Origin of the sequence: Saccharothrix texasensis (assembly GCF_003752005.1) — a bacterium.
GTDB lineage: Bacteria > Actinomycetota > Actinomycetes > Mycobacteriales > Pseudonocardiaceae > Actinosynnema > Actinosynnema texasense.
On the sequence record NZ_RJKM01000001.1, the window covers coordinates 899,985 to 924,438 of the forward strand.

A 24,454-nucleotide genomic window follows, 5' to 3' on the forward strand; every position below is an offset into this window, starting at 1 on the left:
ATGCCACTGCACCTGGGACCGGACGACGGCCCGCCCTCGTTCCACGACCTGCTCGCCACCGCGGGCTACCGGGCCGTCGCGGCGGGGTTGCGGCTCGGGGTGTTCGACGCCCTGGCCGGCGGACCGCGTCCGGTGGGCTCGCTGGCCGCCGCGCTGGGCGCGGACCCGCGTGGCACCGGGCTGCTGGCCGAGGCGCTGGTGTCGTTCGGGTACCTGACCGGCGGGCCGGACGGGTACGCCAACACCGACGACACCGCGAAGTGGTTGGCGGGCGGCGGTTACGCCGACGTGGACAGGTTCTGGTCGGTCGTGCTGTTCGAGTCGTGGGAGGGCTTGGAGGAGTCGGTGCGCACCGGCAAGCCCGCGATCGACTTCTACGCGTGGCTCGCCGAACGGCCCGACGTGCTGCGCCGGTTCCAGGGCATGCTGTCCGGGCACGCCGACGCGATCGCGCCGGAGGTGGCGTCGATCGTGCCGGTCGGGTCGACGTTGCTGGACGTGGGCGGCGGGCACGCCAAGCACGCGATCCGGCTGTGCGCGACGCACCCCTCGCTCCGCGCGACCGTCGTCGACCTGCCCGACGCGCTGGCCGTGGGCGCGACGGCGGTCGCCGAGGCGGGGTTGTCGGGGCGGATCACCTTGCGCGCCGGTGACTACGACGCGCTGGACCTGGGCGAGGACTACGACACCGCGCTGCTGTTCAACGTCGTCCACGGACGGCCGGCGGAGGCGAACCGGGCGTTGCTGACCCGGGTCGCCTCGGCCTTGCGGCCCGGCGGCGCGGTGGTCCTGCTGGAACACGACGAGCACTCCCCCGACCAGGCGTCCGACGCCTTCGCCCGCGTCTTCAGCCTCAACCTCTTCCACGGCCAGGGCGGTCAGGTCTACGGCACCGCCGAGATCACCGCCTGGCTCACCGCAGCGGGCTTCGACAGCCCGGTGCCCCACCCCCTGACCACCTCGCCAGGCCAGTCCCTCCTCGTCGCCCGCAAACCCTGACCTCCAGCCGCGCGTGTCCTACGTCCGGAACACCCGAGTTGAACGCTCAGGACACGCTGGGCGGTCGCTGTGCCCGGCCGCGGTCACCACCCGATCACCGTCCGAAGCGCAAGATCCCCTCTCCCGATTCGCCCCGTTCTGGGGCAGTATTCGCTTTTCGACTCCGGGTTCGACGCAGAGACGCAGGTGATCGCCGTGGATTCCGCCCTGACCAGCATCGGCCTCCCGATCGCACTGGCCGTGGTCATGTTCGGGCTCGGGCTGTCGCTGACGGTCGCCGACTTCGCCCGGGTCGCCCGGACGCCGCGCGCGGTGGCGATCGCGCTGGCCACCCAGCTGCTCCTGCTGCCGGTGGTGTGCTTCGGGCTGGTGCTGGCGTTCGACCTGGACCCGCTGCTGGCGGTCGGGATGATGCTGCTCGCCGCCTCTCCCGGTGGCACGACGGCGAACCTGTTCAGCCACCTCTTCCGCGGCGACGTCGCGCTGAACATCACGTTGACCGCGGTGAACTCCGTGGTGGCGGCGATCACGCTGCCGCTGGTGGTGAACTTCGCCCTGGACTACTTCGAGCCGACGGCGGACGGCGTGGTCGGGTTGGAGTTCGGCAAGGTCGTGCAGGTGTTCGCGCTCGTGCTGGTGCCGGTGGTGCTGGGCATGCTGGTGCGCCGCGCGTCCGCGTCGTTCGCCGACCGCGCGGACCGGCCGGTGCGCATCGTCTCGGGCGTGGTGCTGGTGGTGGTGATCGTCGGCACGATCGTCGCCGAGATCGAGCACACCGCCGAGTACATGGCCGCGGTCGGGTTGGTGAGCGCGTTGTTCTGCGCGTTCAGCCTCGCCGTCGGCTACCTGCTGCCCCGGCTGGGCAAGGTCGGCCACCGGCAGGCGATCGCGTCCGCGTTCGAGGTCGGCGTGCACAACAGCACCTTGGCGATCACGGTGGCGGTGAGCGTGCTCGGCAGCGAACGGCTGGCCGTGCCCGCCGCGGTCTACGCGGTGGTGATGTTCCCGCTCGCCGCGGTGGCCGGGCTCCTGCTGACCCGAGGACGGAACGCGCGTGACGCCGCGTTGGACTGAACGCCGAGCGCGCGTACGCCGGACGGATCACGGCTGAGCCGATTTATCGGGGTGATCGATAGTCCGCTCGGATGAGACCGAGCGGTACCCGTATCACCGGCCCGGCAAAGCAGTGCGTAATCAGCAACCGCATGTCACCCTTCCGTGCTCACCCAAAAGTGTCACGAAGGGACTGAAACGGACTATGCGATTACTCCGCCGCGCACAGCTCCAGCCGCGTTCGAGACGCGTGACCGCCGTGGCCGCCGCGGCTCTCGTGGTCGCCGCTACCACCGTGGCACTCCCGCCGACGGCCTCCGCCGCCGTGCCGGCCGGCTTCACCGACACCCTCGCCATCGGCGGCCTCACCGCGCCCACCGCCGTCTCGTTCGCGCCGGACGGCCGCGTGTTCATCGCCGAGAAGAGCGGCCTGATCAAGGTCTTCGACTCGCTCGCCGACACCACCGCGACCGTGTTCGCCGACCTCCGACCGCAGACGCAGGACTTCTGGGACCGCGGGCTGCTCGGCCTGGCCGTCGACCCGCAGTTCCCGACCCGCCCGTACGTCTACGTCGCCTACACCTACGACGCCGTGCCCGGCGGCACGCACCCGCGCTGGGGCGACCAGTGCCCGACCCCGCCCGGCGCCACCGACCAGGGCTGCGTGGTGACCGGCCGGGTCTCCAAGCTGACCGCGGGCGCCGGCGGCACGATGACCGCCGAGCAGCCGCTCGTCACCGACTGGTGCCAGCAGTACCCGAGCCACTCCATCGGCACCGTCGTCTTCGGACCCGACGGCGGCCTCTACGTCGGCGGCGGTGACGGCGCGAGCTTCAACTTCACCGACTACGGCCAGGTCGGCAACCCGTGCGCCGACCCGCCGTCGCCCGCGGGCACGAACCTGACCGCGCCGACCGCGCGTGGCGGCGCCCTGCGCTCCCAGTCGATCCGCCGCCCGGCCGGCGAGCCGGTCAGCCTCGACGGCTCGATCGTCCGCATCGACCCCGACACGGGCGCGGGCCTGCCCGGCAACCCGTTCGCGGGCAGCGCCGACGCCAACGCCCAGCGCGTCATCGCCCACGGCTTCCGCAACCAGTTCCGCTTCGCCTTCCGCCCCGGCACGGAAGAGCTGTGGGCGGGCGACGTCGGCTGGAACACCTGGGAGGAGGTCAACCGGATCCCCGACGTGAACGACGCGACGGCGGAGAACTTCGGCTGGCCCTGCTACGAGGGTTCGGCGCGCCAAGGCGGCTACGACGGGGCGAACCTGACCCTGTGCGAGTCGCTGTACACCGGAGCGGGCCAGACCACGCCGTACTACGCCTACAACCACTCGGCGAAGGTCGTGGCGACCGACCCGTGCCCCACCGGCGGGTCGTCGATCTCCGGCATCGCGTTCGAATCGGGAAGCAACTACCCGCCCGCCTACGACGGCGCGCTGTTCTTCGCCGACAGCTCGCGCGGCTGCATCTGGGCCATGCAGACCACCGCGGGCCAGCCGGACCCGGCCAAGCTGGTGCCGTTCGTCACCGGCGTGAACGTCCCCGTGCAGATCACCACCGGTCCCGGCGGAGACCTGTTCTACCTGGCGCTGGGCGCGGGCCAGCTGCGCCGGGTCGCCTACCCGACCGGCAACCAGGCGCCGACCGCCGTCGCCACGGCCACCCCGCAGTCCGGGCCCGCGCCGCTGGCCGTGCAGTTCAGCGGGACCGGGTCGACCGACCCCGACCCCGGTGACACGCTGAGCTACGCGTGGGACCTCGACGGCGACGGGCAGTACGACGACTCCACCTCCGCCACCCCGACGCGCACCTACAGCACCCAAGGCGCGGTCGCGGTCGGGTTGAGGGTGACCGACCAGTCCGGCGCGTCTGGCACCACCTCGGTCACCGTCACGGTCGGCACACCGGTCGCGCAGGACCCGGTGCCGGTGATCGACACGCCGACCGCGCCGCTGAACTGGTCGGTGGGCCAGAACGTGCCGTTCACGGGCCACGCGACCGACCCGCAGGACGGCGCGCTGCCCGCGTCCGCGTTGAGCTGGAAGCTGAGCATCCAGCACTGCGCGACCAGCGGCTCGTGCCACGAGCACGTGGTGCAGAACTGGACGGGCGTGGCGTCGGGCTCGTTCATCGCGCCCGACCACGAGTACCCGTCGTACCTGGACCTCACGCTGACCGCCACGGACTCGTCGGGGCGCACGAAGAGCACCACGACGAAGCTCGACCCGCGGACGGTGGCGCTGACGTTCACGTCCAACCCGAGCGGTTTGCAGCTCAGCGTCGGCGGCACGGCGCAGACCACGCCGTTCACCCGCACGGTGATCGCGGGCTCGAACAACTCGGTCAGCGCGCCGAGCCCGCAAGGCGGCGCGCTGATCTTCCGCTACGGGTTCACCAGCTGGTCGGACGGAGGGGCGCAGACGCACAACGTGACCGCGCCCGCGACCGCGACGACGTACCAGGCGAACTACTCGCTGTGCCTGTGCTGACGTGACAGACCGGCCGCGGACACCCGTCCGCGGCCGGTCGTCGTCAGGTCAGGCGATGGTCGCGGGGAACCGGTCCCACACCCGGTGCTCGCCCAGCAGCGTCTGGACCTCGCCGAACACGTCCGCCGGGGTCTCGCCGGCCACGACGCCCAGGTCACCGGCCGAGCACCCGGCCTCCAGCAGGGCCGCCTCGCCGTTGCCCCACACGCCGATCGCCTTGGCGTGCCGGTAGCACTCCTGGACCATCAGCACCACGCGCGGGTCGACGGCCGCGCCGGGCGCGCCGGCCTTGTCGTCCCGGGCCGGGATCGCGTCCGGGGCGGGCGGGGGCGCGGCGGCCAGCAGCAACGCGTCGAACTCGATCGAGCGGGCGGTGAGGAACGTCCTCTGCGCCACCAGGCCCTCGTCCAGCTGACCGCCGCGCGCGGCGATGAGCAGCGGCACCATGCCGCCCGCGGTGATCGTCTGGCGCAGGGCGTGCAGGCCGTCCAGGCTCGCCGGGTCGTCCGCGTCGACCACGATGCCGATCAGCCGGCCGTCCGGCGGCCACACCTGCCCGATCTGGGACACCGCCGGGCTGGGCGCCACCTCGGCCGCGGGCTCGGTCGCCTCCGGCGCGGGCAGCCCCAGACCGGCGGCCACCAGGGCGCACAGCTCGGCGTCCACGTTGGCCAGCACGCGCAGCTCACGTTCCTTGATCGCCTGCTCGTAGCACTTGCCCAGCTCGAACGTGAACGCCCGCACCAGGTGCTCCTTCTCCACCGGGCTCAGGCTCCGGTAGAACAGCCGGGGCTGGGTGAAGTGGTCGGCGAACGACGCGGGCGCGCGGCGCTCCTTGACCCCCTCGGCCACCGGCGCCGGGAACTCCACGTACGCGCCGGTCTCCAGGCCCGCCATGAACGGGCAGCCGCCGTCCAGCGTGTTCGGCTTGTACGGCGCCACGCCGCTGTGCACGGCGTGCTGGTGGAAGCCGTCGCGCAGCATGTCGTTGACCGGCGCGTGCGGCCGGTTGATCGGGATCTGGTTGAAGTTCGGCCCGCCGAGCCTGCTGAGCTGCGTGTCGATGTAGGAGAACAGGCGCGCGTGCAGCAGCGGGTCGTCGGTCACGTCGATGCCCGGCGGCAGGTGGCCGACGTGGAAGGCGACCTGCTCGGTCTCGGCGAAGTAGTTGGTGGTGTTGCGGTTGAGCGTGAGCATGCCGATCGGCTGGACCGGCGCCAGCTCCTCCGGCACGATCTTCGTCGAGTCGAGCAGGTCGATGCCCTCGAAGGTCTGCTCGGGGGTGTCCGGGAACACCTGGATGCCCAGCTCCCACTGCGGGAACGCGCCGGACTCGATCGCGTCGAACAGGTCCCGCCGGTGGAAGTCCGGGTCGACGCCCGCGATCAGCTGCGCCTCCTCCCACAGCAGCGAGTGCACGCCCAGCTTCGGCTTCCAGTGGAACTTCGCCAGCGACGTCTGGCCCTCCGCGTTGACCAGGCGGAACGTGTGGACGCCGAAACCCTCCATCATCCGGTAGGAGCGCGGCACGGCCCGGTCGGACATCTGCCACATGACGTGGTGGGTGGCCTCGGTGTGGGTGGAGACGAAGTCCCAGAACGTGTCGTGCGCGCTCTGCGCCTGCGGGATCTCCCGGTCGGGGTGCGGCTTGGCGGCGTGGATGATGTCCGGGAACTTGATGCCGTCCTGGATGAAGAACACCGGGATGTTGTTGGCCACCAGGTCGAAGGTGCCCTCCGCGGTGTAGAACTTCGTGGCGAAGCCACGGGTGTCACGCACCGTGTCGGCCGAACCCCGTGACCCCACGACCGTGGAGAACCTGGTGAACACCGGGGTCGTCACACCTTCGGCCAGGAAACCCGCCTTGCACACGTTCGTGGCGTTGCCGTAGCCGACGAACACGCCGTGCACGGCGGCGCCTCTGGCGTGCACCACCCGTTCCGGGATGCGCTCGTGGTCGAAGTGGGTGATCTTCTCCCGCAGGTGGTGGTCCTGCAGCAGTGTCGGCCCGCGCGCACCCGCCTTGAGCGAGTGGTCGGTGTCGTACAGGCGCGTGCCCGTCGACGTGGTCAGGTACTCGCCCTGCTGCTCCCGCGCGTCCGCCGGGGCGCCGGTCTCCGCGCCGGTCGCGCTCCGCGTCTGGGGCGACGCCTGGTCCGGTTTGCGCGGCAACGGCCCCTGCGGCTCGTCCGGCGGGTCCAGCGGGGGCGGCGCGCTGCCCGGCGTCCCGGGGACCGGCGGGGTGACCAGGTCGGCGACCTTCTCAGCGGCCTTGTCCAGCGCTTCCTTCACGACCTTGGCCGGTTTGAACGCGTCCACGTGCTCCTCCTCGTCGGCAGTCCCACGCCGACTACCCGGGCTGGCGCGTCCTACACACGGTGACTCTGTGTTGTTCACCGGGCGATGAGACCCGCTCTGGTCGGCCGGAACCCGCAGCCGTCGAAGTAGAACTGCTCGAGGTGGTCGTCGAAGTCGACGTGCAGCCACGCACAGCCCGCGGCCCGCGCGCCGTCCACGGCCGTGGCGACGAGTCGCCGTCCGACGCCCTGACGGCGAGCGGTGGCCGTGACGAGGGGGTCGAGGACGAAGGCGTGGATCACACCCTCCCAGGCGACGTTGACGAACCCGATCAGGGCGTCGTCGTCGCGCGCCGTGACCCACCCGAGGCGATGCCCGCTGACTTGCGTTGTTCGCCGACCGCGTCGACCTCGGTCTCGGCCTGCTCGAACCGGCCGACGACTGGTCGACCCGCCTGCCACCGGACCTGGTCGGCCGCCGTCGGGCAAGGGCTTCCCCGCGCGGGTGTACTCGTGCGGCGGTGAGCTGCCCGCGGATCTGCCGGGCGCGACCGCGGTGCTGGTGAGCGACGCGGCCGGGTGCGCGCGTTCGCCGCCGCGCTGCCCAGCGCGGTCGTGGTGGACGTGGGATTGGCGGGTCCACCGGGCGCCCGCGGGCGTCGCTCGTCGTCGTGGAGGCGAACATGGCTTGGTTCAGCCAGGTCTGCCTGTCCGACCCGGCGCGGGCCCTCGATGTGGTGCTGCGCGCGGCCGGGCCGATCGACGAGGTGGCGGTGTCCGCCCGACCGTTCGTGCGGCGGCATCGGACCACGGTCTGACCCCGAACTCCGGACCGCGGACCGATGTCCCCCAACCCACCCGTTGAGATCGTCTACCCCATGACCTACACCTTCCCCGGCCGCGGGCTGGGAGCCGTCGCGCTGATCCTCGGCCCGGTGCTGCTGCTCGCCGGAACGCTGCTGCGCCTGCCGTACCACTACTTCTTCCCCCAGCAGTTGATCGCCGTCGCCGAGCAGCCTGCCCGGATGGCGGCGGCGCACACCTTGGTGATCGCCGGGACCGTGCTGCTCGCCCCCGCGGTGCTCTCGTTGGCACACCGGATCGGGCAGACGCGCCCGGCGTTGGCCACCTGGGGCGCCGCGCTGGTGCTCGTGGGCCTGTTCGAACGCACGTTCCACGCGGGCATCGACCAGGCCGCCCACGGCTTGGTCCGACGGGAGGGCGCGACGTTCGCCACCGACCTGGTCAGCCAGTCCTACCAGGACTTACACCTGTTCAGCTACGTCTCGTTCACCATCCTCCTCGGCTGGCCGGTCCTGGCCTTCGCCGCCTACCGCAGCCGCGTCCTCGGCCCGTTCCGGGCCACCGCCCTGGCCCTGACGTGCCTGCTCCCGTTGGGCGTGCTGAAAGGCACCGAGATCACCTCGGTGATCGCCGTGGCGGCCCTGTGCGCCGCCTTCCTCCCCACCGGCCTCCGCCAAGCCTTCGACGGCCCCCGCCCAACCCGCAAATCGGTCCTGCTGACCCTGACCACCCTCCCCACCCTGACCGCCCTGGCCTACGTGAGCACCCTGGGCTGACTGGTCCTGAGAACTCCTGACGTGTGGATGTCGTCGCTGACTTCCCAGCGGATGCGCAGGCGGCGGAACCAGTGCAGCAGCGCGAGGCCATGTCCGGCCCTGCGGCGGGCGATGACCGGCTTGATGTTCCTGGTCCGGAGTTGCCGGCGGCGCCTGTCGTGGTCGTGGGCCCGGTCGGCGAACAGCCGGTCAGGTCTGCGCCGTGGTCGTCCCACCCGTCCGCGCACAGGCGGGACGGCGTCGATCAGCGGCATCAGTTTGGGTGATGTCGTCACGGTTCGCGACGGTGAGCATCACGGCCAGGGGCACGCCGCCGCCGTCAGCACCTTCTTGCCCACGCCGAAACCTCTGGTCGCCTTTCCGACGGCTTCGGCGGCTCGTACCGACCGCGGCTCCTGACCACCACCGACGACGTCGTTGCGGTTGCCGCCGGTCAGCAGGACCGTGAGCGGGATGCCACCGCCAGCCAGGACTCTGACACCCGAACAAGGTCCCGGAAGCGGATCACATCGGCTCCGACGCACGTTCCGCGGCTCGCACCGTGTCGGCTCAGCCGCTGGCCGTCCGCGCCCAGACGACGTCCACCCAGTAGTGGGAGTCTTCAGAGCTCCGGTCGGGGAACCCGCCACCGTAGCGGTACAGGCCGTTGGGGCCGTCGACGCTGCTCGGCAGCGCGGTGAGCGGCTCGAGGTGGGTCCGCCGGCGGCTGAAGTGGCTGAAGTACTCCATGTCGGCGGAGTAGCGGCCGGTCGGGGTCAGGTAGGACACGACGTAGGTGGTGTCCGCCTCGACCGCCACCGGGGTCGCGAACAGCAGGGTCTGCCAGCCGCTCGCGGTCTCGTCGGTGAACGTGCCGGTGGCCAGGCGCTGACCGGTCGAGGTCCACAGGCTGCCGGTGTGCCTGCCTGTGTTGCCGGAACTCTTGTGGAACCGCACACCGCGCACGTAGCCGCTTTGCCCGGCGCGCCACTTCACACCCAGTTCCAGGGCGGAGCCGTCGGAGAACTCGCGTTCCGCGGGTCGGTCGTCGTTGGTCCACATGCCGCACGGGCAGGTGCGCGCCGATGTGGTGGGCGTGGCCGTGACGGGCGCGGAGAGGTTGAGCGAATCGTCGACCGCGCGCACGCGCAGGCCCGCGGGACCGGACCTGGCCGGGGTGTAGGTGTAGCTCCACGTGCCGCGCCCCGGTTGCCACACCGCCGGGTGCCAGGACTCGCCGTCGGTGGAGACCTCGACGCCGGCGACCTGGCCGGCCGCGTCGGCGACGGTGCCGGAGAAGCTGTAGGCGGCGCCCACGGTGGAGATGGCCGGCACGGTGGTGACCGCCACGACCGGCGGCGCGGTGTCGGTGCTCGCGGTGGCCGCGCTGAGGGCGGGTTGGAGCGTGGCGGGCTGCACGCCCATGTCGGCCAGGAAGTTGACGGTGGCCTGCTGCAGTCGGACGTCGGAGGTCGGCGTGTTGGTCAGGTAGGCGTGCTCGTCGTCCACGCCCCACGCCCACTGGACGGTGCCCGCGCCGAACACCAGCGACCCGCCGGGGTGCCGGTAGTAGGTGACCGAGTGGGTCGCCGTCCCCGAGCCGTAGAGGTCACCGTGGTTCTGCAAGAGGTACGCGCCGTCCAGGGCCACGGTCGTCGACGACATCTTCGCCACGCCGTCGGGTTGGAACCCGTTGTCCGGCACCGTGTTCCACTCGTAGCCCAGGGTGCCCGGCTGGAAGGAGTGGGTGCTGCCGGCAACCATCTGCTGGAGGTCGGTGTGCCGCCACAGCCGCATCCTGCCGTGCGCGGCGGGCACCTGGAGCCGGTCGGTGCGCCGGCCGTTGACCATGAACAAGCTGCCCAACAAGGCGTTCTCGGGACGCCCGCCGTCCTGGGGTGGGCTGCGGCGCGGGTCGCGCCAGGTACCGGTCCAGTCGTCCAGGCCGTCGTTCTGCGTGCCCTTGGTCTCCTTGTAGCAGGCGATGGTGCGCCAGTCGGTGGCGGAGGAGTCGATGGACTTCTCCCACCGGTGCTTCCAGAAGATCTCGTTGCCGGTCAGGAACGCCAGGTGCACGCCCGCGTCCCGGGCCGCCTCCACGTTGGCGCGCTGCTCGTTGGACCAGTACTCGTCGTGGCCGACGGCCATGAACACCCGGTGGTTCCTGATCAGGTGGCCGCGCCTGGCCGAGTCGGCGTCCGTGGTGTAGCTGAGGTCGTACCCGTTGCGCTCCAGGAAGCGCAGCATCGGGTACTCGGCGTTGAAGATGAAGTTGTCCTCGCCGTCGCCGCCGGTGTACGGGCGGTTGTAGCTGACCTTGTACGCCTGCCCGCCCTGGCCGGGGCCGTCGCCGAAGTACAGGCTGTTGCCGCCGTAGCGGTTGTAGGCCACCCAGGTCGAGTCGGAGGTCTGGAACAGGATCTTCGAGGTGCTGGTGTCGTCGCGCACCACGAACACGATCTCGTTCATCGCGCCGTTGTCGTCGCGCCGCAGCCGCGCGTAGTAGATGCCCGACACCGCGTCGAGCGGCACGTCCCAGCTCAGCGACACCTGCCAGTTGCCGCAGTCGATCAACGCGCTGCCGTCCGCGCCGCGCAGGCACGCCGGCTGGACCAGGCCGCCGCTGCGCGAAGCCGAGCCGATCAGCCGCGCCCCGGTACCCCCGTACCAGCCGAGCCGGTGGACGTCCACGCGGTAGGCCGTCGCACTGGTCTTGACCTTGAAGTCGACCCGGCTGCCGGGGGTGGCGCTGATGTCCGCGGTGAAACCGACGATGGACGGGTCGCGGTAGTTCACCTGCCAGTCCGGTGTGCCCGCCTTGGTGTTCTCACAGGCCACCTCGTTGACCACCGGCGCCTCGCACAGCGCTGTCGCGGCGGGCTGCGCGTGCACGGGCCACGGCCGGACGTCGCCGACCGCCACGATGGATGCTGCCGCCAGCACGAGCACCACGAGGGCGTGCATCGACGACAGCCGGGATCTGCGAGGTCTTTCCTGTTGTGCCGACACGACTCCCCCAAGAAAAGAACAGACCCCCGAAATACCGACAGATGCGTGACGCGGGTGACACCGAACGACGCGGCCGACCTGAAAACGTCAGAGCAACCTATCAGACCAGGTCGGACCTGGGACAACGTCCTCACCCGTTCGGTCGCCCCGACAACCGCGCAATGACCGCCCCTGCCATCGACAATCGACCTCATGGGCGCAGCCAGGCAGCCCTGCAGCACTTCGGAGTTCAGCCGCCCGAAATGGCCTTTCCGGCTGAACGGCGCTCGCTTCGCCCGGACACCCGAAGTTGAGCCGGGCGCTTCGGGATGCACCGGGTAGGAGCCGACGCGGTGCAGGAGCCCGCGCACTCGTCCCAGCAGTCGGGGTTGGTGCAGATCATGGCATGGCGGCCGGTCCGACCGGCACGCGCCGAGGCGGGACGGGCCTTGGCGGTGCAGCAGATCGTCGTGGCGGCCGATGTAGTCGATCACCGTCTTGCCGGCACGATCGAGTTCCGCGTTCTCCGCGGAGGCAACGCGGCTCTTCCGACTCAGTGATCGGTTCAGAATGAGCTGACGAGCCGAATCCCGCGCCGGGCGGAATATTCGCACGTTCCCGTCGATCTGGAATGAACACGTCGCGTAAAGCGTGACCACGTCGGCCATCACTCTTACGGACTCTGACAACAAGAGTGCTGCTGCGTAGCCTGTGCGTTGTCGCGATGACGGAATGTGGGGGATTTTCTGACATGGGCCGTGCTCTGGTCACCCTGGTCAACCCGAACAAGATTCGGCCGACCATCACGCCATACGCGCTCGATATCCTGACGACCTCTCTGGAGGAATCGGGGTTCGACGTCGAGGTGGTCGACCTGAACTTCCACCGGGACGAGTGGCGGGCCGCGCTGGCCGGGTACTTCGACCGCCGGCGCCCCTTGCTGGTCGGCGTGACCGTGCGGAACACCGACACGATCTACCCGCAGGAGCAGAAGGTGTTCGTCGGCGAGCACCGCGAGATCATCACCGAGATCCGGCGCCTCACCTCCGCGCCACTGGTGGTCGGCGGTGTCGGGTTCTCGTCGATGCCCTTCGCGCTCGTCGACTACTTCGGCGTGGACTACGGGGTGAAGGGGCCGGGCGAGCTGATCATCTGCCGGCTCGCGGACGCGCTGCTCACCGGCGGCTCACCGCGGGACGTGCCCGGTCTGATCGTCAACGAGGGCGGCGGCGCGGTCACCCGCGTGCCGGTGTCCGCGGAGCTGCCGACGTCCCCGCTCGCCCACGCCGGGCACGGGGAGAGCCGCGCCTGGCAGGCGAACCGCGGCACCGCCTACACCAGGCGGTCGGGCGTCGAGCACAAGGTCGACAACCTGGCCCACTACCACCACGGCGGCCTGGGCAACATCCTCACCAAGAACGGGTGCCCCTTCACCTGCGCGCACTGCGTCGAACCGGACGCCAAGGGCAACGGCTTCGCGCGCCGCACCGTGACCGCGGTGGTGGACGAGGTCGAGGCGTTGACCGCGCAGGGCGTGCACGACCTGCACACCACCGACAGCGAGTTCAACCTGTCGATCGCCAACAGCAAGGCGGTCCTGCGCGAGATCGCGCGCCGCAAGGACACCGACGCCTCGTCGCCGCTGCACTCGCTGCGCCTGTGGATCTACTCGCAGCCCGCGCCCTTCGACGAGGAGTTCGCCGACCTGCTGGTCGCGGCCGGCTGCCGCGGTGTCAACGTCGCGCCCGACCACGTCCGGGAGGACCTGCTCAACGGCTGGAAGGTCACCGCCAAGGGCACCAGGTACTACACGTTCGACGACACCGTGCGCGTCGTCGAACTGGCCCGTGAACGCGGGATGCTGACCATGGTCGAGGTGTTGCTGGGCATGCCCGGCGAAACCCTCGACACCCTGCGCGAGTGCATCGACCGCATCATGGCGCTGGACGCCACCGTGGCGGGGTTCACCCTGGGGCTGCGCGCCTTCCCGTACTCGCCGCTGGGCATGGACCTGGCCCGGCAGTGCTCGGGCGAGCGCACCGTGCGCGGCCTCCAGTCGAACACCGCCACCGAGCCGATCGTGCTCAAGACGATCGACCAGTGCGCGAGCGTAGTGGAGTACGAGCGCCAGTTCCTGTTCGAGCCCTCCGGCGGCTTCCGGCCGGTGTACTACTTCTCGCCCCAGCTGCCCGAGGACGAGGAGACCCTGTCCCGGCCGGACGGGCGGTGGCTGAACACCCTGCGGTTCATGTGGGAGCACATCCCGGAACGGGACTACCCGCGGGTGATGCTGCCGACCGCGCCGGGGTTGAGCAGGCACGACAACAACTACGCCGACAACCCGTTCCTGACGAGCATGGTGCAGCTGGGGTACCGCGGCGCCTTCTGGTCCCGGTGGCGCGACCGCGACTCGATCATCGAGGAGGCCAGGGCCAAGGGCATCGTGGTGCCCGCCGGGGCCTGAGCCCGCTCACTCCAACGCGACCCGCACGCCCAGCGCGACCAGCGTGGCACCGAGCAGGGCTTCCTGCGCCTGCCGCGCCCGCGGCGAATCCAGCCACCGCCGCGCCCGACCGAGGCCCACCGCGACCAGCCCCAGCCCGGCGAGGCTGAACAGGACGGCGATCACGGCCAGGCCGACCGCGACCGGCACCGCCCGGCCCGACTCGTCGACGGGCACGAACTGGGGCAGGGCGGCCAGGAAGAACAGCGTGGCCTTGGGGTTGGTGAGGTTGGTCATCAGCCCCTGGACGACGGGGGCGTGCCGACCCCACCGGCCCCCTTCCTGCTCCGGCCCGGGAGCGGGCGCGACCGGCCTGCGCGCCACCCACAGCGACCGCAGCCCCAGCAGCACGAGGAACACCGCGCCACCCCACCGGACCACGTCGAAGGCGAACTGGCTGCGCAGCAGCAACCCGGCCAGCCCGATCGCGACGACGAACGCGTGCACGAACAACCCCGCCGCACAGCCCACTGCCGTCCACAGTCCCGCGCGCGTGCCACCCCGCAGTGCGTTGCGCACCACGACGGCCGTGTCCAACCCCGGCGTCACGGTGATCAGCAGGCACAACCCGAGGTAGGACAGGAGCCCTGACGTCATACACCCATCCTTACTCCCCCGGAGCGACCCCGGCCACGCAGCGCCGAGGGCGCCTTGAGGGAGCAGATGCAGGGGCCTGGCGGGCGGTTCTAGTCGTCGTGGGAGCCGGAGAGGAAGTCCGCGTCCTCGAAGTCCCGGATCAGGAACGTGCCGTCGTCCGGGTCGACCAGCACCGTCAGCCTGCTGCCGGGCTTGGTGCCCGGGCCCGGCTGGGTGGTGACGGTCGTCTCGAACGGCGGGGTCCCGGGGCCGCTGATCCGCACGGTGAGGATCATGTTCGTCACCTCGCCGCCGTCGTTCTCGGCCGTGAGGACCTCGCCCGTCGCGGGCAGGCCGACGGCTTCGAGGCGCAGCAGCCGGTTCCGGGCCCGGGTGGTGGCGCGCCACGCGCCGATCCCGATCGGCACCAGGAACAGCGACAGCACCCCGCCCACGTACAGCTGCGCCGAATCGGCGCCGCCGTCGACGTAGCCGAACGCGGCGATCACCGGGCCGGTGGCCAGGATGACCGCGCTGATCAGTCGCCACAGCGGGTTCGAGCCGCGGCCGACCGGGTTCACCTCGACGAAACCCGGTCCGGACATGACCGAACGGTACAACGTGAGCCCGCCCGGGGACGAGGTCCACCGGGAGGACTGGTGCGAGAGGGATCAGGTGGTGGGGAGGGCGAAGCGGCGGGCGTCGCCCGGTGTGCGGACCACCAGTGCCTCGGCCAGCGTCGGGCACGGCGTGATCTCCTGGTCCAGGCCGCTGATCTCGAACGGTCGCAGGACGTGGCGGTGGCCGGCGACCACGCGCAGTTGCACGCCTGCCGCCTTGGCCGCCAGGTGCCCGCGGTGCAGTTCGTTCAGGCCCGCGGCGGCGAAGAAGTCCACTTCGCTGAGGTCCACCACCACCGGGGCGGGCGGGGTGGCCAGCGCCAGGCCGACCGCGATCTCGTGTTTCAGCTCGCTGACGGTCAGCGCGTCGACCTCGCCGGCGACGCGGACCACGACGGCATAGCCGTGGACTTGGCGGTCCACCCTGAACGAGTGGCCGAAAGGTTCGGTTATCACGGTCCGCAGCCTCCTCGGGGGTGAAGAAGGCAGTGGCTCTGACTCAACCCGCTGCGTCACCCGACCGTACTCGCCACTTCTCAAAGGCGCAGCTCAAAGGCACACTGATGACCAAGCCGCCGCGCCGGAGCAGTGCAGGCCGCGCACCGGAGCGCACGGTCCCGGACGCCTCGGGAACCGCTCGATCGGGTGACGAGAACGGGCCACGCCACCGAAGCGGTGATCTTGGCGAACACCGCGACCGGCCACCGCTCCGGGCGCACGGCGACCCGGCGGACGTCGGCGAGGCCCGTCCCCTGCTGACGCCGCTGACCGACAGCCGGTGACCGACAATGTGACCATGGCGCACATCGGAAGCGTGGTCCTGAAGGTCGCGGACGCCCGCCGGGCGGCGGAGTTCTGGACCCGGACCCTCGACTACGAGCTGGTCAACGGCCCGATCGGCGACGAGAGCCCGGTCCTGGCCCCGAAGGACGGCAACGGGCCGACCATCACGCTGGACGAGGACGACCGGACCCACCTCGACCTGCACGTCACCGGCGAGGCGGCGCTGCGGGCCGAGGTCGAGCGGCTGATCGGGCTCGGCGCCGTGCGCGTGCCGTGGACCTACCCGCCGGGAGCCGGTTTCGTGGTGCTGGCCGACACCGAGGGCAACGCGTTCTGCGTGGTGGACACCGGGCAGAACTGACGGCCGGACGTCAGTCGGTGGTGGTCAGGCGCTCGAAGTGCTCCTTCTGGGACGGGTAGTAGTCGTCGAAGCGGGGCAGCGGCGCGCCGGCGCGGGAGGCGATCAGCATGTCGAGGTAGTACTCCCACCCCGGGCCGACCTCGCCGATCCCCTCCTCGGTCGACAGGTGGTGCACCAGGCGCAGCTCGGTCACACCGTCCACTTCGGACAGCAGCAGCTCCAGCCGCCACGTGCCCGCCTCGTCCACCATCGACAGCGCCAGCCGCCGGGGCGGGTCGCAGGCGTCGACGCGGACCTCCACCCACGGCTCCTGCTCCTCGAACACCATCTGCACCTTCACCGTGCGCCCCGGCGCGGCGTCGCCCTCCCACGGGCCGAACCACCGGGCGGTGCGCTCGGGTTCGGTCAGGCTCGCCCACACGTCGTCGGCGAGCGCGCGGAACGTCCGGGTGATCACCAGGTCGCTACCCGCGTCGGCGCGGAACAGCCGGCCGGTGGGGGTCGGGCTCATGCGGTGTGCTCCTTCGAGTCGTCGGCAGGGGATTCGTCGGTGGACGGCCGGTCGGCGGGCGGGCCGTCCGCACGGGCTCGGGCGGCGCGGCGTTCGCGCCGGGCGCGGTGGACCTCGGTGTCCAGCGCGTCGAGGTGGTGCGCCCACCCCGAGGGCCGGCCGGGCACGTCGAACCCCGCCAGCCACCGCGAGAGCGGCGTCAGGCGGGAGGCGTCCAGCACGTAGAACCGCTGCCTGCCCACCAGTTCGTCGCGCACCAGCCCGCTCTCCCGCAGCACCCGCAGGTGCCTGCTCACCGCCGGGCGGCTGATCGCGAACCGCTCGGCGATCTGCCCGGCCGACAACCGCGCCTCGGCGCGCAGCATCTCCAGGATCGACCGCCGCACGGGATCGGCGATCGCGCCCGCCACCTCGTCCACCCCAGAAGCGTAACCACTGGGTTACACGTTAGGCAATGCCCTCGAGGAACGCGACCAACGCCCGCCGGTACGGCTCGACGGTGCCCAGGTCGGCGTGCTCGTCCGGCCCGTGCTGCCCGTCGCCGCCGACGCCGAAGATCACCGCGTCGATGCCGCGCTGGAAGTAGAAGCGCGAGTCGGCCGCGCCGTGCTTGCGCAGCAGGTCGCCCGAGTACCCCTGGGCCCGGGCGGCGCGTCGCAGCGCCACCAGGTCCGGCCCGTCCGGGTCGGCCCGGTGCGGCGGTTCGAAGTGGTCGACGGAGGCCGTTACGCCGGGCGGGCACAGCGCGGTGAAGTGGGCGGCGACCTCCTCCGGCGTGCGGCCGGTGAAGTCGGCGTCCTCGGGCGGGAACCGGACGTCCAGCCACGCGGTCGCGTCCGCGGGCACCTGGTTGAGCGCCTCGTTCTCCGACGAGATCCGGGCGACGTTCACCGTGGTCCGCCACTCCTCCTCCCCCGCCACCGGGTACGCGGCGAGCACGCCGTCCACCGCGCGCACCACCTTCACCAACGCGTTGTCGCCGAGCCACTGGTACGCGCTGTGCGCCGCACGTCCCACCGCGTGCAGCCGCACGGTGGCGAGCCCTTTCGACTCGGCGACGACGCGCAGCGCGCTGTGCTCGCCGATCACCACGAACGACCCCGTCACGCCCTGCTCCAACTGGTGCAGCGTGCCGTCCCGCCCGCCGACCTCCTCGTCGGTCACGAGCTGCAACCCGATCGGGTACGGCAGCCGGCCTGCCAGGTCGCGGAACACCGACGCCAGCACCAGCGCGGACAGCTTCATGTCCTGCGCGCCGCGGCCGATGAGCCGGTCGCCGTCGCGGCGTGGCCGGAACTGCCCGTCCGTGCCCGGCACCACGTCCAGGTGCGCGTTGAAGATCACCCGGAAGTGCGGTCGCCGTTCGCCCGCGTAGACGAGCGCGCTCGGTTTGCCGCCCGACTCGAACCGCTCCACGGTGAATTCGGGTCCGACCACGTCCAGCACGAAGTCCAACGCCCGGCGCAGGTCGGCCGGGCGGTCGGCCGTCGACCGGATGCGCAGCAGCTGTTCGGTCAGCGGTAGCAGGTCCATCCGGCCATCTTCCCGCGACCGCACGGGTCGGCACCGGTCACGGCGCCTCCGGGATCGCCTGCTCCGCACCGTCCACAGCGGACGGACACCGCGGTCGGGCGCGCAGCTCCAGGACCGCCACCACCAGGGCCAGCGCCACGGCCAGCGTCGCGCCGCCGACCGCGACCGACGCCGCGACCGGGAAGTCCCGCCCCGACGCGGTCAGCACCAGGTAGAACACGCCGGTCAACGCCGCCGTGCCGATCGCCGAGCCGATGCGCTGCCCGGTCTGCAACGCCCCACCGGCCGCACCCGCCATCGACACCGGCACGTGCCGCAACGTCAGCGTGGTGTTCGGCGAGATCACCCAGCCGCCGCCGACGCCCGCCACCAGCAACGCGGGCGCGACCGCCCACCCCGCCACGTGCGGCGGCGCGAAGCGCAGCACCACCGCCGTCACCGCGAGACCGGCCACGACCGTGGACAACCCGGTGACGGTCAGCTTGCGGCCCCACTTCTCGACCATCCGCCCGCCGGCCACCGCGGACGCCGCCGACCCCACCGCGAACGGCGTCACGGCCAGGCCCGACTCGAGCGGCGTGTAGCCGAGGCCGAGCTGGTAGTACAGCGCGAACACCAGCCAGATCCCGGCGAACCCGACGAAGTACACCATCCCCAGCAACGCGCCCGTGCCGTAACCGGGCGTGCCGGTGAACAGGCCGATGTCCAGCATCGGGCTGCGGCCGCGGGCGGCGACCTGCCGCTCCCACCGCACGAACAGCACCAGCAGCGCCGCGCCGATCCCGAACAGCCACCACAGGTGCGCCAGCCCGCCCGCCTCGGCCAGCACCAGCGGCAGCATCACGGCCAGCACACCCGTGCCGAGCAGGGCCGCGCCGACCAGGTCCAGGTGGCCGCGCGGCCCGCCGCGGGCCCGGGGCAGCAGTCGGGACGCGAGCACCAGGGCGACCACGCCGATCGGCACGTTGACGTAGAAGATCCACCGCCAGCCCTCGTCCTCGCCGGCCGCGGCCAGGATGAGGCCGCCGACCACCGGGCCGACGGCCGTGGACACGCCGACCGTGGAACCGAAGAACCCGAACGCCCGGCCGCGTTCCGCGCCCCGGAACAGCTGCTGGATCAACGCCGAGTTCTGCGGCGCCAGCGCGCCCGCCGAGATGCCCTGGGCGAGCCGTGCCGCGATCAGCACCTCGGTGCTCGGCGCGAGCCCCGCCAGCGCGCTGAACAGCACGAACGCCCCCAGGGCGACCAGGAACATGGTCCGTCGCCCGATCGCGTCGCCCAGGCGTCCGGCCGGGACCAGGGTCAGGCCGAACGCCAGCGCGTAGCCCGAGACGACCCACTGCACCCCCGCCGGCGTGGTGCCGAGGCCGTGCTGGATGGACGGCAGGGCGACGGACACGATGCTCACGTCGAGCAGGCTCATGAACCCGGCGACGAGCGTGACGGTGAACGCCTTCCACCGCCGCGGGTCCGGCTCGTACGCGCTGGTCACCCGCTATTCCTACCTGCCGGCGCGATCACCCGCACGCCCACGACGTGTGGCCTGGTGCGGAGTGGATACCCCTTCGGCATGGACGTGGAGCCGAACCGACTGTCGGACGTGGACCTGCGCGGATTCGTGCTGGACCGGCTGGACGAGGACGCCGAGCGGTTGGCGCGCGAGGAGCTGCCCCTGCTGGACGAGGCCGAGCGCCGGGGACGGCTGGCGATCCTGCGGTCCGACGACGGCCGCGAGCTGCTCATCGTGCCCGGTGAGGCGCGCACCGCCGACGAGCGCGTGCCCGTCCCGTTCGAGGAGAAGGCGCAGTGGCTGCGCGAGGAGGTTCAGGGCGGGTCGGACCGGTCCGTGCTCCTGCTGCTGGCCGCCGCCTACGACACCCACCACGGCTGGCAGGAGGAGTGGCGGACGTGACCGGTCCCGGTCACCCGGACGACGACCTGCCCCCGCGGGCGCCGCCGCGCAGCGCGTTGACGCTGCGGTTGTGGCTGGCCGGGATCGGTGTCGTGTTCAACGGCGTGGCCGCCGTGCTGTGCGTGCGCGCGGGCCTCACGTGGCTGGCGGTGCTGCTCGCCGTGATCGTGGTCGCCCTGGTCGTCGACTTCGGCTGGGTGGCGCACCGCAAGCGGCGCGGCGACCCGGGCTGACCCCGGTCTCAGCGCGTCATGGCGGGCTGCGACGCGCGCGGCGCGGGCACGTCGTGGTGGCGGCTGATGTTCTCCTTCAGCAGGTCCTGCGACTCGGCGACGGTGATCGAGTCGTCCGGCAGCACGCCGTCGCGGTCCTTCAGCCGCACCATCGCCTCCTCGATGGCCGCGTGCGCGGCGAACAGGCACGGCGTGCTGTAGATCGCCACGTCGACGCCCAGCTCCGTCAGCTCGCCGAGCGACAGCTGGGGCGACCGGCCGCCCGCGATCTGGTTGAACAGCAGCGCCTTGTCGCCGACCGCCCGCCGGACCCGGCGGATCACGTCGGTCGAGGGCATCCCCTCGACCAGGACCACGTCGGCGTCCGTCCCGGCGAACGCGGCGGCCCGGCGCAGCATCTCGGCCTCGTCGGTGGCGTCGGTGCGCGCCACGACGACCAGGTCGGTCCTGGTCCGCAGCACGAGGTCCAGCTTCTCCAGGTACTGCTCCAGCGGCAGCACCCGCTTGCCCTCGACGTGCCCGCACCGGCGGGGCCGCTGCTGGTCCTCCAGGATCACGCCGGACGCGCCGACCTGCTCCAGGGCGCGGACCACCTGGCAGGCCACCTCCGGGTCGGTGTACCCGTCGTCGATGTCGACCAGCAGGTGCTTGGTCGGCAGTGCCAGGCGCATCCGCTGCACGAACCCGACCACGTCCGGCCAGGCGATGAAGCCGACGTCGGGCAGGCCGTAGTGCGACGCGGAGAAGCCGAAGCCGGAGACGAACAGCCCGTCGTAGTGCCGGGCCGCGATCGACGCCGACACCATGTCGAACACGCCGATCAGCGGGGTCGTCCCGGGAGCCGCGACCGCCTCGCGCAGTGCCTTGCCGTAAGCCATGCGACGAACCGTAGGGGTGGCGCCGAACGCGGTCGAGGTATCGGAAGGATGAGATCCACATCGATCACGCGGAGCGGCTCTCGGCCGTCAGGCCCCGGGTAGCGGTGGGCGACGCCGGGGAGCAGGTACTCGGCCAGGACGTCGCCCGTGCGGCGGGACGGCAGGCCGAGGTCGTGCAGGAGCTCGTCCGCGGCGTGGAGGTCGCAGGGGCCGAAGTCGTGGCCGCCGGTGCACGCCCGACCGCGCTGACCCCGGCGGCGAGCGGGCCTCGGCGAACGGCCCGCACGTGACCGCGCGGCATCACGCCGGCGTGGGCCGGGTGGAAGGGCAGCGGTCGCGCCGGCCGCAGCCGCTTCGGCAGCCGGGCGGACCGGCGGACGCAGACCGGGTCGTGGTGGCGGGGCAGGAGCCCGCCGCCCACGACGGCCACGCCTGCCGGGGAACGTCCCGGACCGCACTTCGTCGGCGTGCAGCACGGTCCCGGTGAACGACTCGCGGCCGGGCAGGTCGGGCAGGTGAAGGTGGTGGTGGGCGCCGGCGGCGGTGACGTGGTCGAACGTTTCGCCGCCGCCGGGCGACCGGATCCCGCCGACCCGCTCGTACTCGTCGAAGACCGTGAGCCACCTCCTGCCCGGCGCCGACCGGGAACCCGGACGAAGTCAGGACAGGGCGGCCAGCACGTCGTCGGCGGTGACCGGGACCGAGAACATCGGGAAGTCGAAGCGCAACGCGTTGTCGTGCTCCTCCTGGGACGTGGCGGCGACGCAGTCGGTCAGCGTGATGACCCGGTAGCCGTTCTCGTAGCCGGTGCGCATGGTCGACTCGACGCAGCAGTTCGTCAGGAACCCGCCGAGCACGATGGTCTTGATGCCCTTGCTGCGCAGGATGAAGTCGAGGTTCGTGCTGGCGAACGTGTCGAGTCCCCGCTTGCCCTCGATCACGATGTCGCCGTCGCGCGGCGCGAGGTCGTCCACGATCGCCGCGCCCCAGCTGCCCTTGACGAACGCCTTGCCGTCCACGACGCCCTTGAGGATGCCGTACGGGTGGGAGGAGATCTCGTGGTAGCCCTCGGCGAACGTGATGGGCGCGTGCATGACGGTCACCCCGGCCGCACGGGCCGCCTCCGCCAGGGCCACCGTCTTGGGCAGCATGCCGGTGCTGCCCATCACCTCGCTGACCGCGCCGTTCAGCACGCCGCCCTCGCTGGTGAAGTCGTTCTGGTACTCGATCAGCACCAGCGCGGTCGTCTTCGGGTCCAACACCAGCTCGCTCATCGCGTGCTCCTCTGCTCGGCGGCGCTGCGGACCCGATTCAACGGCCCCGACCCTCCGCCCGCAATGCGGCGTCCGGGTGGCGGCGCCCGCCCGCGCCGGCCGGGGAGGAACCCGGGTCGCGGTGCCGGAAATGGTTTGACGGTATGTGCCGCGAATAGGCATCATGGTCGCATCGAACCGAGGAGCGGATATGACGGACACAGGTTGGCGAGGTGCGCGGCGATGCCGTGGCATCGTGTCGGTCGTGGCGTCTTCCGCGACATCGCGCCGACGTCCGCTCTCCCGTGCCGGGAACCCGTGCTCCCCGCCGTGACCTGTTGAAAGGTCCGGTCCAGGGAGCCGCCCGTCGGGGAACCGACCAGGGCGGCTTTCTCTTGTAGACACCCTTCGGAAAATATTTCGGACGGCCGGGGAAGTCATTCTTGGCGACCTCGGTGCGATGACCGCACGATCAGGCCCCCATAGCTCAGCAGGACAGAGCGCGCCGCTACGAACGGCGAGGTCCCAGGTTCGAGTCCTGGTGGGGGCGCCGCTGGAACCCTGTGCCACCGCGCCTCGCCGGGACGAGCCCGGCGGGGCGCGGTCGGTGGTTCCAGACCAGCTCCGCCTTCGCGCGCGGCGGGCGAGAATAGCCGCGCGGAGCATTCCCGGTCAGCCGGAATGGGCCTCCGGTGACACATATGTGAACCGTTCGTCGAATAGGGCGGCCACATATGTGAACATCGAACCGGGGTTGCCACCGGCCGTTGACACGCCGGAAACATGCGCTACGGTGCGATCAGAGAGCGCTTTCCTGATATCCCCCTGCACTCACCCCTCATACGGGAGAGGAAATAGCCATGCCCACATCTTCCGGGAACCGGCGCGCCCTGCTGAAGGTCGTCGTGGCCGCCGCGCTGGCCACGACCGCGGTCGCCGTGCCGGGTGTCACGCCGGCGTCGGCCGCGACCACCGCGGACGGGTTCGCCTCGGTCAACGCACTGGGACAGAACGGCACCACCGGAGGTGCGGGCGGCGCCGTCGTCACCGCCACCACCACCGCTCAGCTCCTGGACTACATCGCCCGGCCGGAGCCGCTGGTCGTGCAGGTCAAGGGCACGATCACGCTGCCGACCGGCACCACGGACGGCATGCACCAGGTCGCCTCGGACAAGACCATCATCGGCCTCGGCTCCGACGCCCGGCTCGTCGGCGGCGGGCTCACCATCGGCGTGCCGGTGGACGACGACGTCACCTCACCACCGGCCAACGCCGTGCACAACATCATCATCCGCAACCTCGCGATCACCGGGGCCACGGACGACCTGATCAACGTGCAGATGTTCAGCCACCACATCTGGATCGACCACAACGACTTCTCCAACGGCGACGACGGCGCGGTCGACATCAAACGCGGCAGCGATTTCGTCACGGTCTCGTGGAACAGGTTCCACGACCACGACAAGACCTTGTTGCTCGGCCACGACGACGACAACGGCGCGCAGGACATCGGCCGGCTGCGGGTCACCTACCACCACAACTACTTCGACGGCTCCGACCAGCGCAACCCGCGGGTGCGGTTCGGCGAGTCGGTGCACGTCTACAACAACTACTACCGCGACAACAGCTACGGCGTGGCCTCGGCGATGAACGCGGGCGTGGTGCTGGAGGGCAACTACTTCTTCAGCGTCAACAACCCCGGCCGGGTCGACTTCAGCGGCGACCTGGGCCGGATGGTCGCCCGCGACAACATCCTCGTCGAGTGCAACCACGAGATCGAGCTGCGCGGCTCCGTGGTCGAACCCCGCACCTACTACAGCTACTCCCTCAACCGCGCCGCCGAAGTCCCCACGGTCGTGCCCGCCGGCGCGGGCACCGGCCGCATCTGACAGGAGCACCGG

The 24,454-nt window shown here is 71.4% G+C and carries 24 protein-coding genes and 1 tRNA gene; 12 read left to right on the forward strand and 13 right to left on the reverse strand.

Features of this window, described 5'->3' with window-relative positions:
* From EDD40_RS03635 to EDD40_RS03645, 3 genes are all read left to right on the forward strand, one after another.
* Complete coding sequence (locus tag EDD40_RS03635) at nt 1-999, forward strand: class I SAM-dependent methyltransferase (RefSeq protein WP_123741640.1); 999 nt, start codon at nt 1-3, stop codon at nt 997-999.
* A 195-nt stretch (nt 1,000-1,194) separates the two neighbouring features.
* A complete protein-coding gene (locus tag EDD40_RS03640; RefSeq protein ID WP_123747728.1) occupies nt 1,195-2,073 on the forward strand; it encodes a bile acid:sodium symporter family protein in 879 nt (292 codons plus the stop codon).
* Nucleotides 2,074-2,257: 184 nt separating this feature from the next.
* The gene (locus tag EDD40_RS03645; protein WP_123741641.1) at nt 2,258-4,543 is read left to right on the forward strand and encodes a PQQ-dependent sugar dehydrogenase; all 2,286 of its coding nucleotides are present in this window, start codon (nt 2,258-2,260) and stop codon (nt 4,541-4,543) included.
* A 48-nt stretch (nt 4,544-4,591) separates the two neighbouring features.
* Here EDD40_RS03645 and EDD40_RS03650 read toward each other — a convergent pair whose 3' ends face one another.
* On the reverse strand, nt 4,592-6,862 hold the full coding sequence (locus EDD40_RS03650; protein ID WP_123741642.1) for a catalase: 2,271 nt from the start codon (nt 6,860-6,862) through the stop codon (nt 4,592-4,594).
* Nucleotides 6,863-6,936: 74 nt separating this feature from the next.
* Entirely contained in the window at nt 6,937-7,302 is a 366-nt protein-coding gene (locus tag EDD40_RS03655) for a GNAT family N-acetyltransferase (RefSeq protein ID WP_246037389.1), read from the reverse strand.
* Nucleotides 7,303-7,523: 221 nt separating this feature from the next.
* Between EDD40_RS03655 and EDD40_RS44255 the strand changes: the two genes are divergently transcribed.
* Together EDD40_RS44255 and EDD40_RS03660 are read left to right on the forward strand one after the other, a co-directional pair.
* Nucleotides 7,524-7,658: a hypothetical protein gene (locus EDD40_RS44255; RefSeq protein WP_281277741.1), complete on the forward strand. Its 135-nt coding sequence runs from the start codon at nt 7,524-7,526 to the stop codon at nt 7,656-7,658.
* Nucleotides 7,659-7,718: 60 nt separating this feature from the next.
* Entirely contained in the window at nt 7,719-8,420 is a 702-nt protein-coding gene (locus EDD40_RS03660) for a hypothetical protein (protein ID WP_123741644.1), read from the forward strand.
* On the opposite strand, the gene EDD40_RS40920 is transcribed toward EDD40_RS03660, so the two are convergent.
* Nucleotides 8,399-8,695, reverse strand: coding sequence for a hypothetical protein (locus tag EDD40_RS40920; protein WP_148088669.1), 297 nt, complete (start codon nt 8,693-8,695; stop codon nt 8,399-8,401). The two genes, EDD40_RS03660 and EDD40_RS40920, sit on opposite strands and share 22 nt — an antisense overlap.
* Before the next feature lie 274 nt (nt 8,696-8,969).
* Complete coding sequence (locus EDD40_RS03665) at nt 8,970-11,363, reverse strand: N,N-dimethylformamidase beta subunit family domain-containing protein (protein WP_123741645.1); 2,394 nt, start codon at nt 11,361-11,363, stop codon at nt 8,970-8,972.
* 775 nt (nt 11,364-12,138) lie between these two features.
* Here EDD40_RS03665 and tsrT point away from each other — a divergent pair.
* Nucleotides 12,139-13,851, forward strand: a complete 1,713-nt coding sequence (gene tsrT, locus EDD40_RS03675; protein WP_123741647.1) for a tryptophan 2-C-methyltransferase — start codon at nt 12,139-12,141, stop codon at nt 13,849-13,851.
* A gap of 6 nt (nt 13,852-13,857) precedes the next feature.
* Here the strand turns inward: tsrT and EDD40_RS03680 are convergent, their stop codons facing one another.
* From EDD40_RS03680 to EDD40_RS03690, 3 genes are all read right to left on the reverse strand, one after another.
* Nucleotides 13,858-14,487: a LysE family translocator gene (locus EDD40_RS03680; RefSeq protein WP_123741648.1), complete on the reverse strand. Its 630-nt coding sequence runs from the start codon at nt 14,485-14,487 to the stop codon at nt 13,858-13,860.
* An 89-nt stretch (nt 14,488-14,576) separates the two neighbouring features.
* The gene (locus tag EDD40_RS03685; protein WP_148088670.1) at nt 14,577-15,071 is read right to left on the reverse strand and encodes a hypothetical protein; all 495 of its coding nucleotides are present in this window, start codon (nt 15,069-15,071) and stop codon (nt 14,577-14,579) included.
* A 66-nt stretch (nt 15,072-15,137) separates the two neighbouring features.
* On the reverse strand, nt 15,138-15,542 hold the full coding sequence (locus EDD40_RS03690; protein ID WP_170184932.1) for an STAS domain-containing protein: 405 nt from the start codon (nt 15,540-15,542) through the stop codon (nt 15,138-15,140).
* Nucleotides 15,543-15,882: 340 nt separating this feature from the next.
* On the opposite strand from EDD40_RS03690, the gene EDD40_RS03695 reads away from it, so the two are divergent.
* Nucleotides 15,883-16,230 carry a VOC family protein gene (locus EDD40_RS03695; RefSeq protein WP_123747729.1) on the forward strand — a complete coding sequence of 116 codons (348 nt, stop codon included), beginning with the start codon at nt 15,883-15,885 and terminating at the stop codon, nt 16,228-16,230.
* A gap of 10 nt (nt 16,231-16,240) precedes the next feature.
* Here EDD40_RS03695 and EDD40_RS03700 read toward each other — a convergent pair whose 3' ends face one another.
* Genes EDD40_RS03700 through EDD40_RS03715 form a run of 4 tightly spaced genes read right to left on the reverse strand, consistent with a single transcriptional unit; the run spans nt 16,241 to nt 19,769 of the window.
* Nucleotides 16,241-16,741 (reverse strand): SRPBCC family protein, encoded by a 501-nt coding sequence (locus EDD40_RS03700; protein ID WP_123741651.1) that lies wholly within the window; start codon nt 16,739-16,741, stop codon nt 16,241-16,243.
* A complete protein-coding gene (locus EDD40_RS03705; protein WP_123741652.1) occupies nt 16,738-17,160 on the reverse strand; it encodes a metalloregulator ArsR/SmtB family transcription factor in 423 nt (140 codons plus the stop codon). The genes EDD40_RS03700 and EDD40_RS03705 overlap by 4 nt, the downstream gene beginning before the upstream one ends.
* A 28-nt stretch (nt 17,161-17,188) precedes the next feature.
* The gene (locus EDD40_RS03710) at nt 17,189-18,274 is read right to left on the reverse strand and encodes a M20 family metallopeptidase (RefSeq protein WP_123741653.1); all 1,086 of its coding nucleotides are present in this window, start codon (nt 18,272-18,274) and stop codon (nt 17,189-17,191) included.
* Between the two features lie 37 nt (nt 18,275-18,311).
* Nucleotides 18,312-19,769 (reverse strand): MFS transporter, encoded by a 1,458-nt coding sequence (locus EDD40_RS03715; protein ID WP_123741654.1) that lies wholly within the window; start codon nt 19,767-19,769, stop codon nt 18,312-18,314.
* A gap of 78 nt (nt 19,770-19,847) precedes the next feature.
* On the opposite strand from EDD40_RS03715, the gene EDD40_RS03720 reads away from it, so the two are divergent.
* Both EDD40_RS03720 and EDD40_RS03725 read left to right on the forward strand, forming a co-directional pair.
* Entirely contained in the window at nt 19,848-20,189 is a 342-nt protein-coding gene (locus tag EDD40_RS03720) for a DUF6221 family protein (protein WP_123741655.1), read from the forward strand.
* Complete coding sequence (locus EDD40_RS03725) at nt 20,186-20,422, forward strand: DUF6343 family protein (protein ID WP_148088671.1); 237 nt, start codon at nt 20,186-20,188, stop codon at nt 20,420-20,422. Before EDD40_RS03720 ends, EDD40_RS03725 begins: the two co-directional genes overlap by 4 nt.
* An 8-nt stretch (nt 20,423-20,430) precedes the next feature.
* Here EDD40_RS03725 and EDD40_RS03730 read toward each other — a convergent pair whose 3' ends face one another.
* Nucleotides 20,431-21,300: an isocitrate lyase/PEP mutase family protein gene (locus EDD40_RS03730; protein WP_123741657.1), complete on the reverse strand. Its 870-nt coding sequence runs from the start codon at nt 21,298-21,300 to the stop codon at nt 20,431-20,433.
* A 104-nt stretch (nt 21,301-21,404) separates the two neighbouring features.
* Between EDD40_RS03730 and EDD40_RS03735 the strand changes: the two genes are divergently transcribed.
* On the forward strand, nt 21,405-21,590 hold the full coding sequence (locus EDD40_RS03735; protein WP_123741658.1) for a hypothetical protein: 186 nt from the start codon (nt 21,405-21,407) through the stop codon (nt 21,588-21,590).
* A gap of 369 nt (nt 21,591-21,959) precedes the next feature.
* Here the strand turns inward: EDD40_RS03735 and EDD40_RS03740 are convergent, their stop codons facing one another.
* Nucleotides 21,960-22,574: a cysteine hydrolase family protein gene (locus EDD40_RS03740; protein WP_123741659.1), complete on the reverse strand. Its 615-nt coding sequence runs from the start codon at nt 22,572-22,574 to the stop codon at nt 21,960-21,962.
* Between the two features lie 455 nt (nt 22,575-23,029).
* Here EDD40_RS03740 and EDD40_RS03745 point away from each other — a divergent pair.
* Nucleotides 23,030-23,103, forward strand: a tRNA-Arg gene (locus tag EDD40_RS03745).
* A gap of 310 nt (nt 23,104-23,413) precedes the next feature.
* Nucleotides 23,414-24,442 carry a pectate lyase family protein gene (locus EDD40_RS03750; RefSeq protein WP_123741660.1) on the forward strand — a complete coding sequence of 343 codons (1,029 nt, stop codon included), beginning with the start codon at nt 23,414-23,416 and terminating at the stop codon, nt 24,440-24,442.
* Nucleotides 24,443-24,454: the final 12 nt, after the last annotated feature.

What these genes read in the sequence shown, in the direction of transcription:
- EDD40_RS03635 (WP_123741640.1), top strand. Translation starts at nt 1, where the DNA reads ATGCCACTGCACCTGGGACCGGACGACGGCCCGCCCTCGTTCCACGAC.
- EDD40_RS03645 (WP_123741641.1), top strand. Translation starts at nt 2,258, where the DNA reads ATGCGATTACTCCGCCGCGCACAGCTCCAGCCGCGTTCGAGACGCGTG.
- EDD40_RS44255 (WP_281277741.1), top strand. Translation starts at nt 7,524, where the DNA reads ATGGCTTGGTTCAGCCAGGTCTGCCTGTCCGACCCGGCGCGGGCCCTC.
- EDD40_RS03660 (WP_123741644.1), top strand. Translation starts at nt 7,719, where the DNA reads ATGACCTACACCTTCCCCGGCCGCGGGCTGGGAGCCGTCGCGCTGATC.
- EDD40_RS03665 (WP_123741645.1), bottom strand. Translation starts at nt 11,363, where the DNA reads ATGCACGCCCTCGTGGTGCTCGTGCTGGCGGCAGCATCCATCGTGGCG.
- tsrT (WP_123741647.1), top strand. Translation starts at nt 12,139, where the DNA reads ATGGGCCGTGCTCTGGTCACCCTGGTCAACCCGAACAAGATTCGGCCG.
- EDD40_RS03680 (WP_123741648.1), bottom strand. Translation starts at nt 14,487, where the DNA reads ATGACGTCAGGGCTCCTGTCCTACCTCGGGTTGTGCCTGCTGATCACC.
- EDD40_RS03685 (WP_148088670.1), bottom strand. Translation starts at nt 15,071, where the DNA reads ATGTCCGGACCGGGTTTCGTCGAGGTGAACCCGGTCGGCCGCGGCTCG.
- EDD40_RS03695 (WP_123747729.1), top strand. Translation starts at nt 15,883, where the DNA reads ATGGCGCACATCGGAAGCGTGGTCCTGAAGGTCGCGGACGCCCGCCGG.
- EDD40_RS03700 (WP_123741651.1), bottom strand. Translation starts at nt 16,741, where the DNA reads ATGAGCCCGACCCCCACCGGCCGGCTGTTCCGCGCCGACGCGGGTAGC.
- EDD40_RS03710 (WP_123741653.1), bottom strand. Translation starts at nt 18,274, where the DNA reads ATGGACCTGCTACCGCTGACCGAACAGCTGCTGCGCATCCGGTCGACG.
- EDD40_RS03720 (WP_123741655.1), top strand. Translation starts at nt 19,848, where the DNA reads ATGGACGTGGAGCCGAACCGACTGTCGGACGTGGACCTGCGCGGATTC.
- EDD40_RS03730 (WP_123741657.1), bottom strand. Translation starts at nt 21,300, where the DNA reads ATGGCTTACGGCAAGGCACTGCGCGAGGCGGTCGCGGCTCCCGGGACG.
- EDD40_RS03740 (WP_123741659.1), bottom strand. Translation starts at nt 22,574, where the DNA reads ATGAGCGAGCTGGTGTTGGACCCGAAGACGACCGCGCTGGTGCTGATC.
- EDD40_RS03750 (WP_123741660.1), top strand. Translation starts at nt 23,414, where the DNA reads ATGCCCACATCTTCCGGGAACCGGCGCGCCCTGCTGAAGGTCGTCGTG.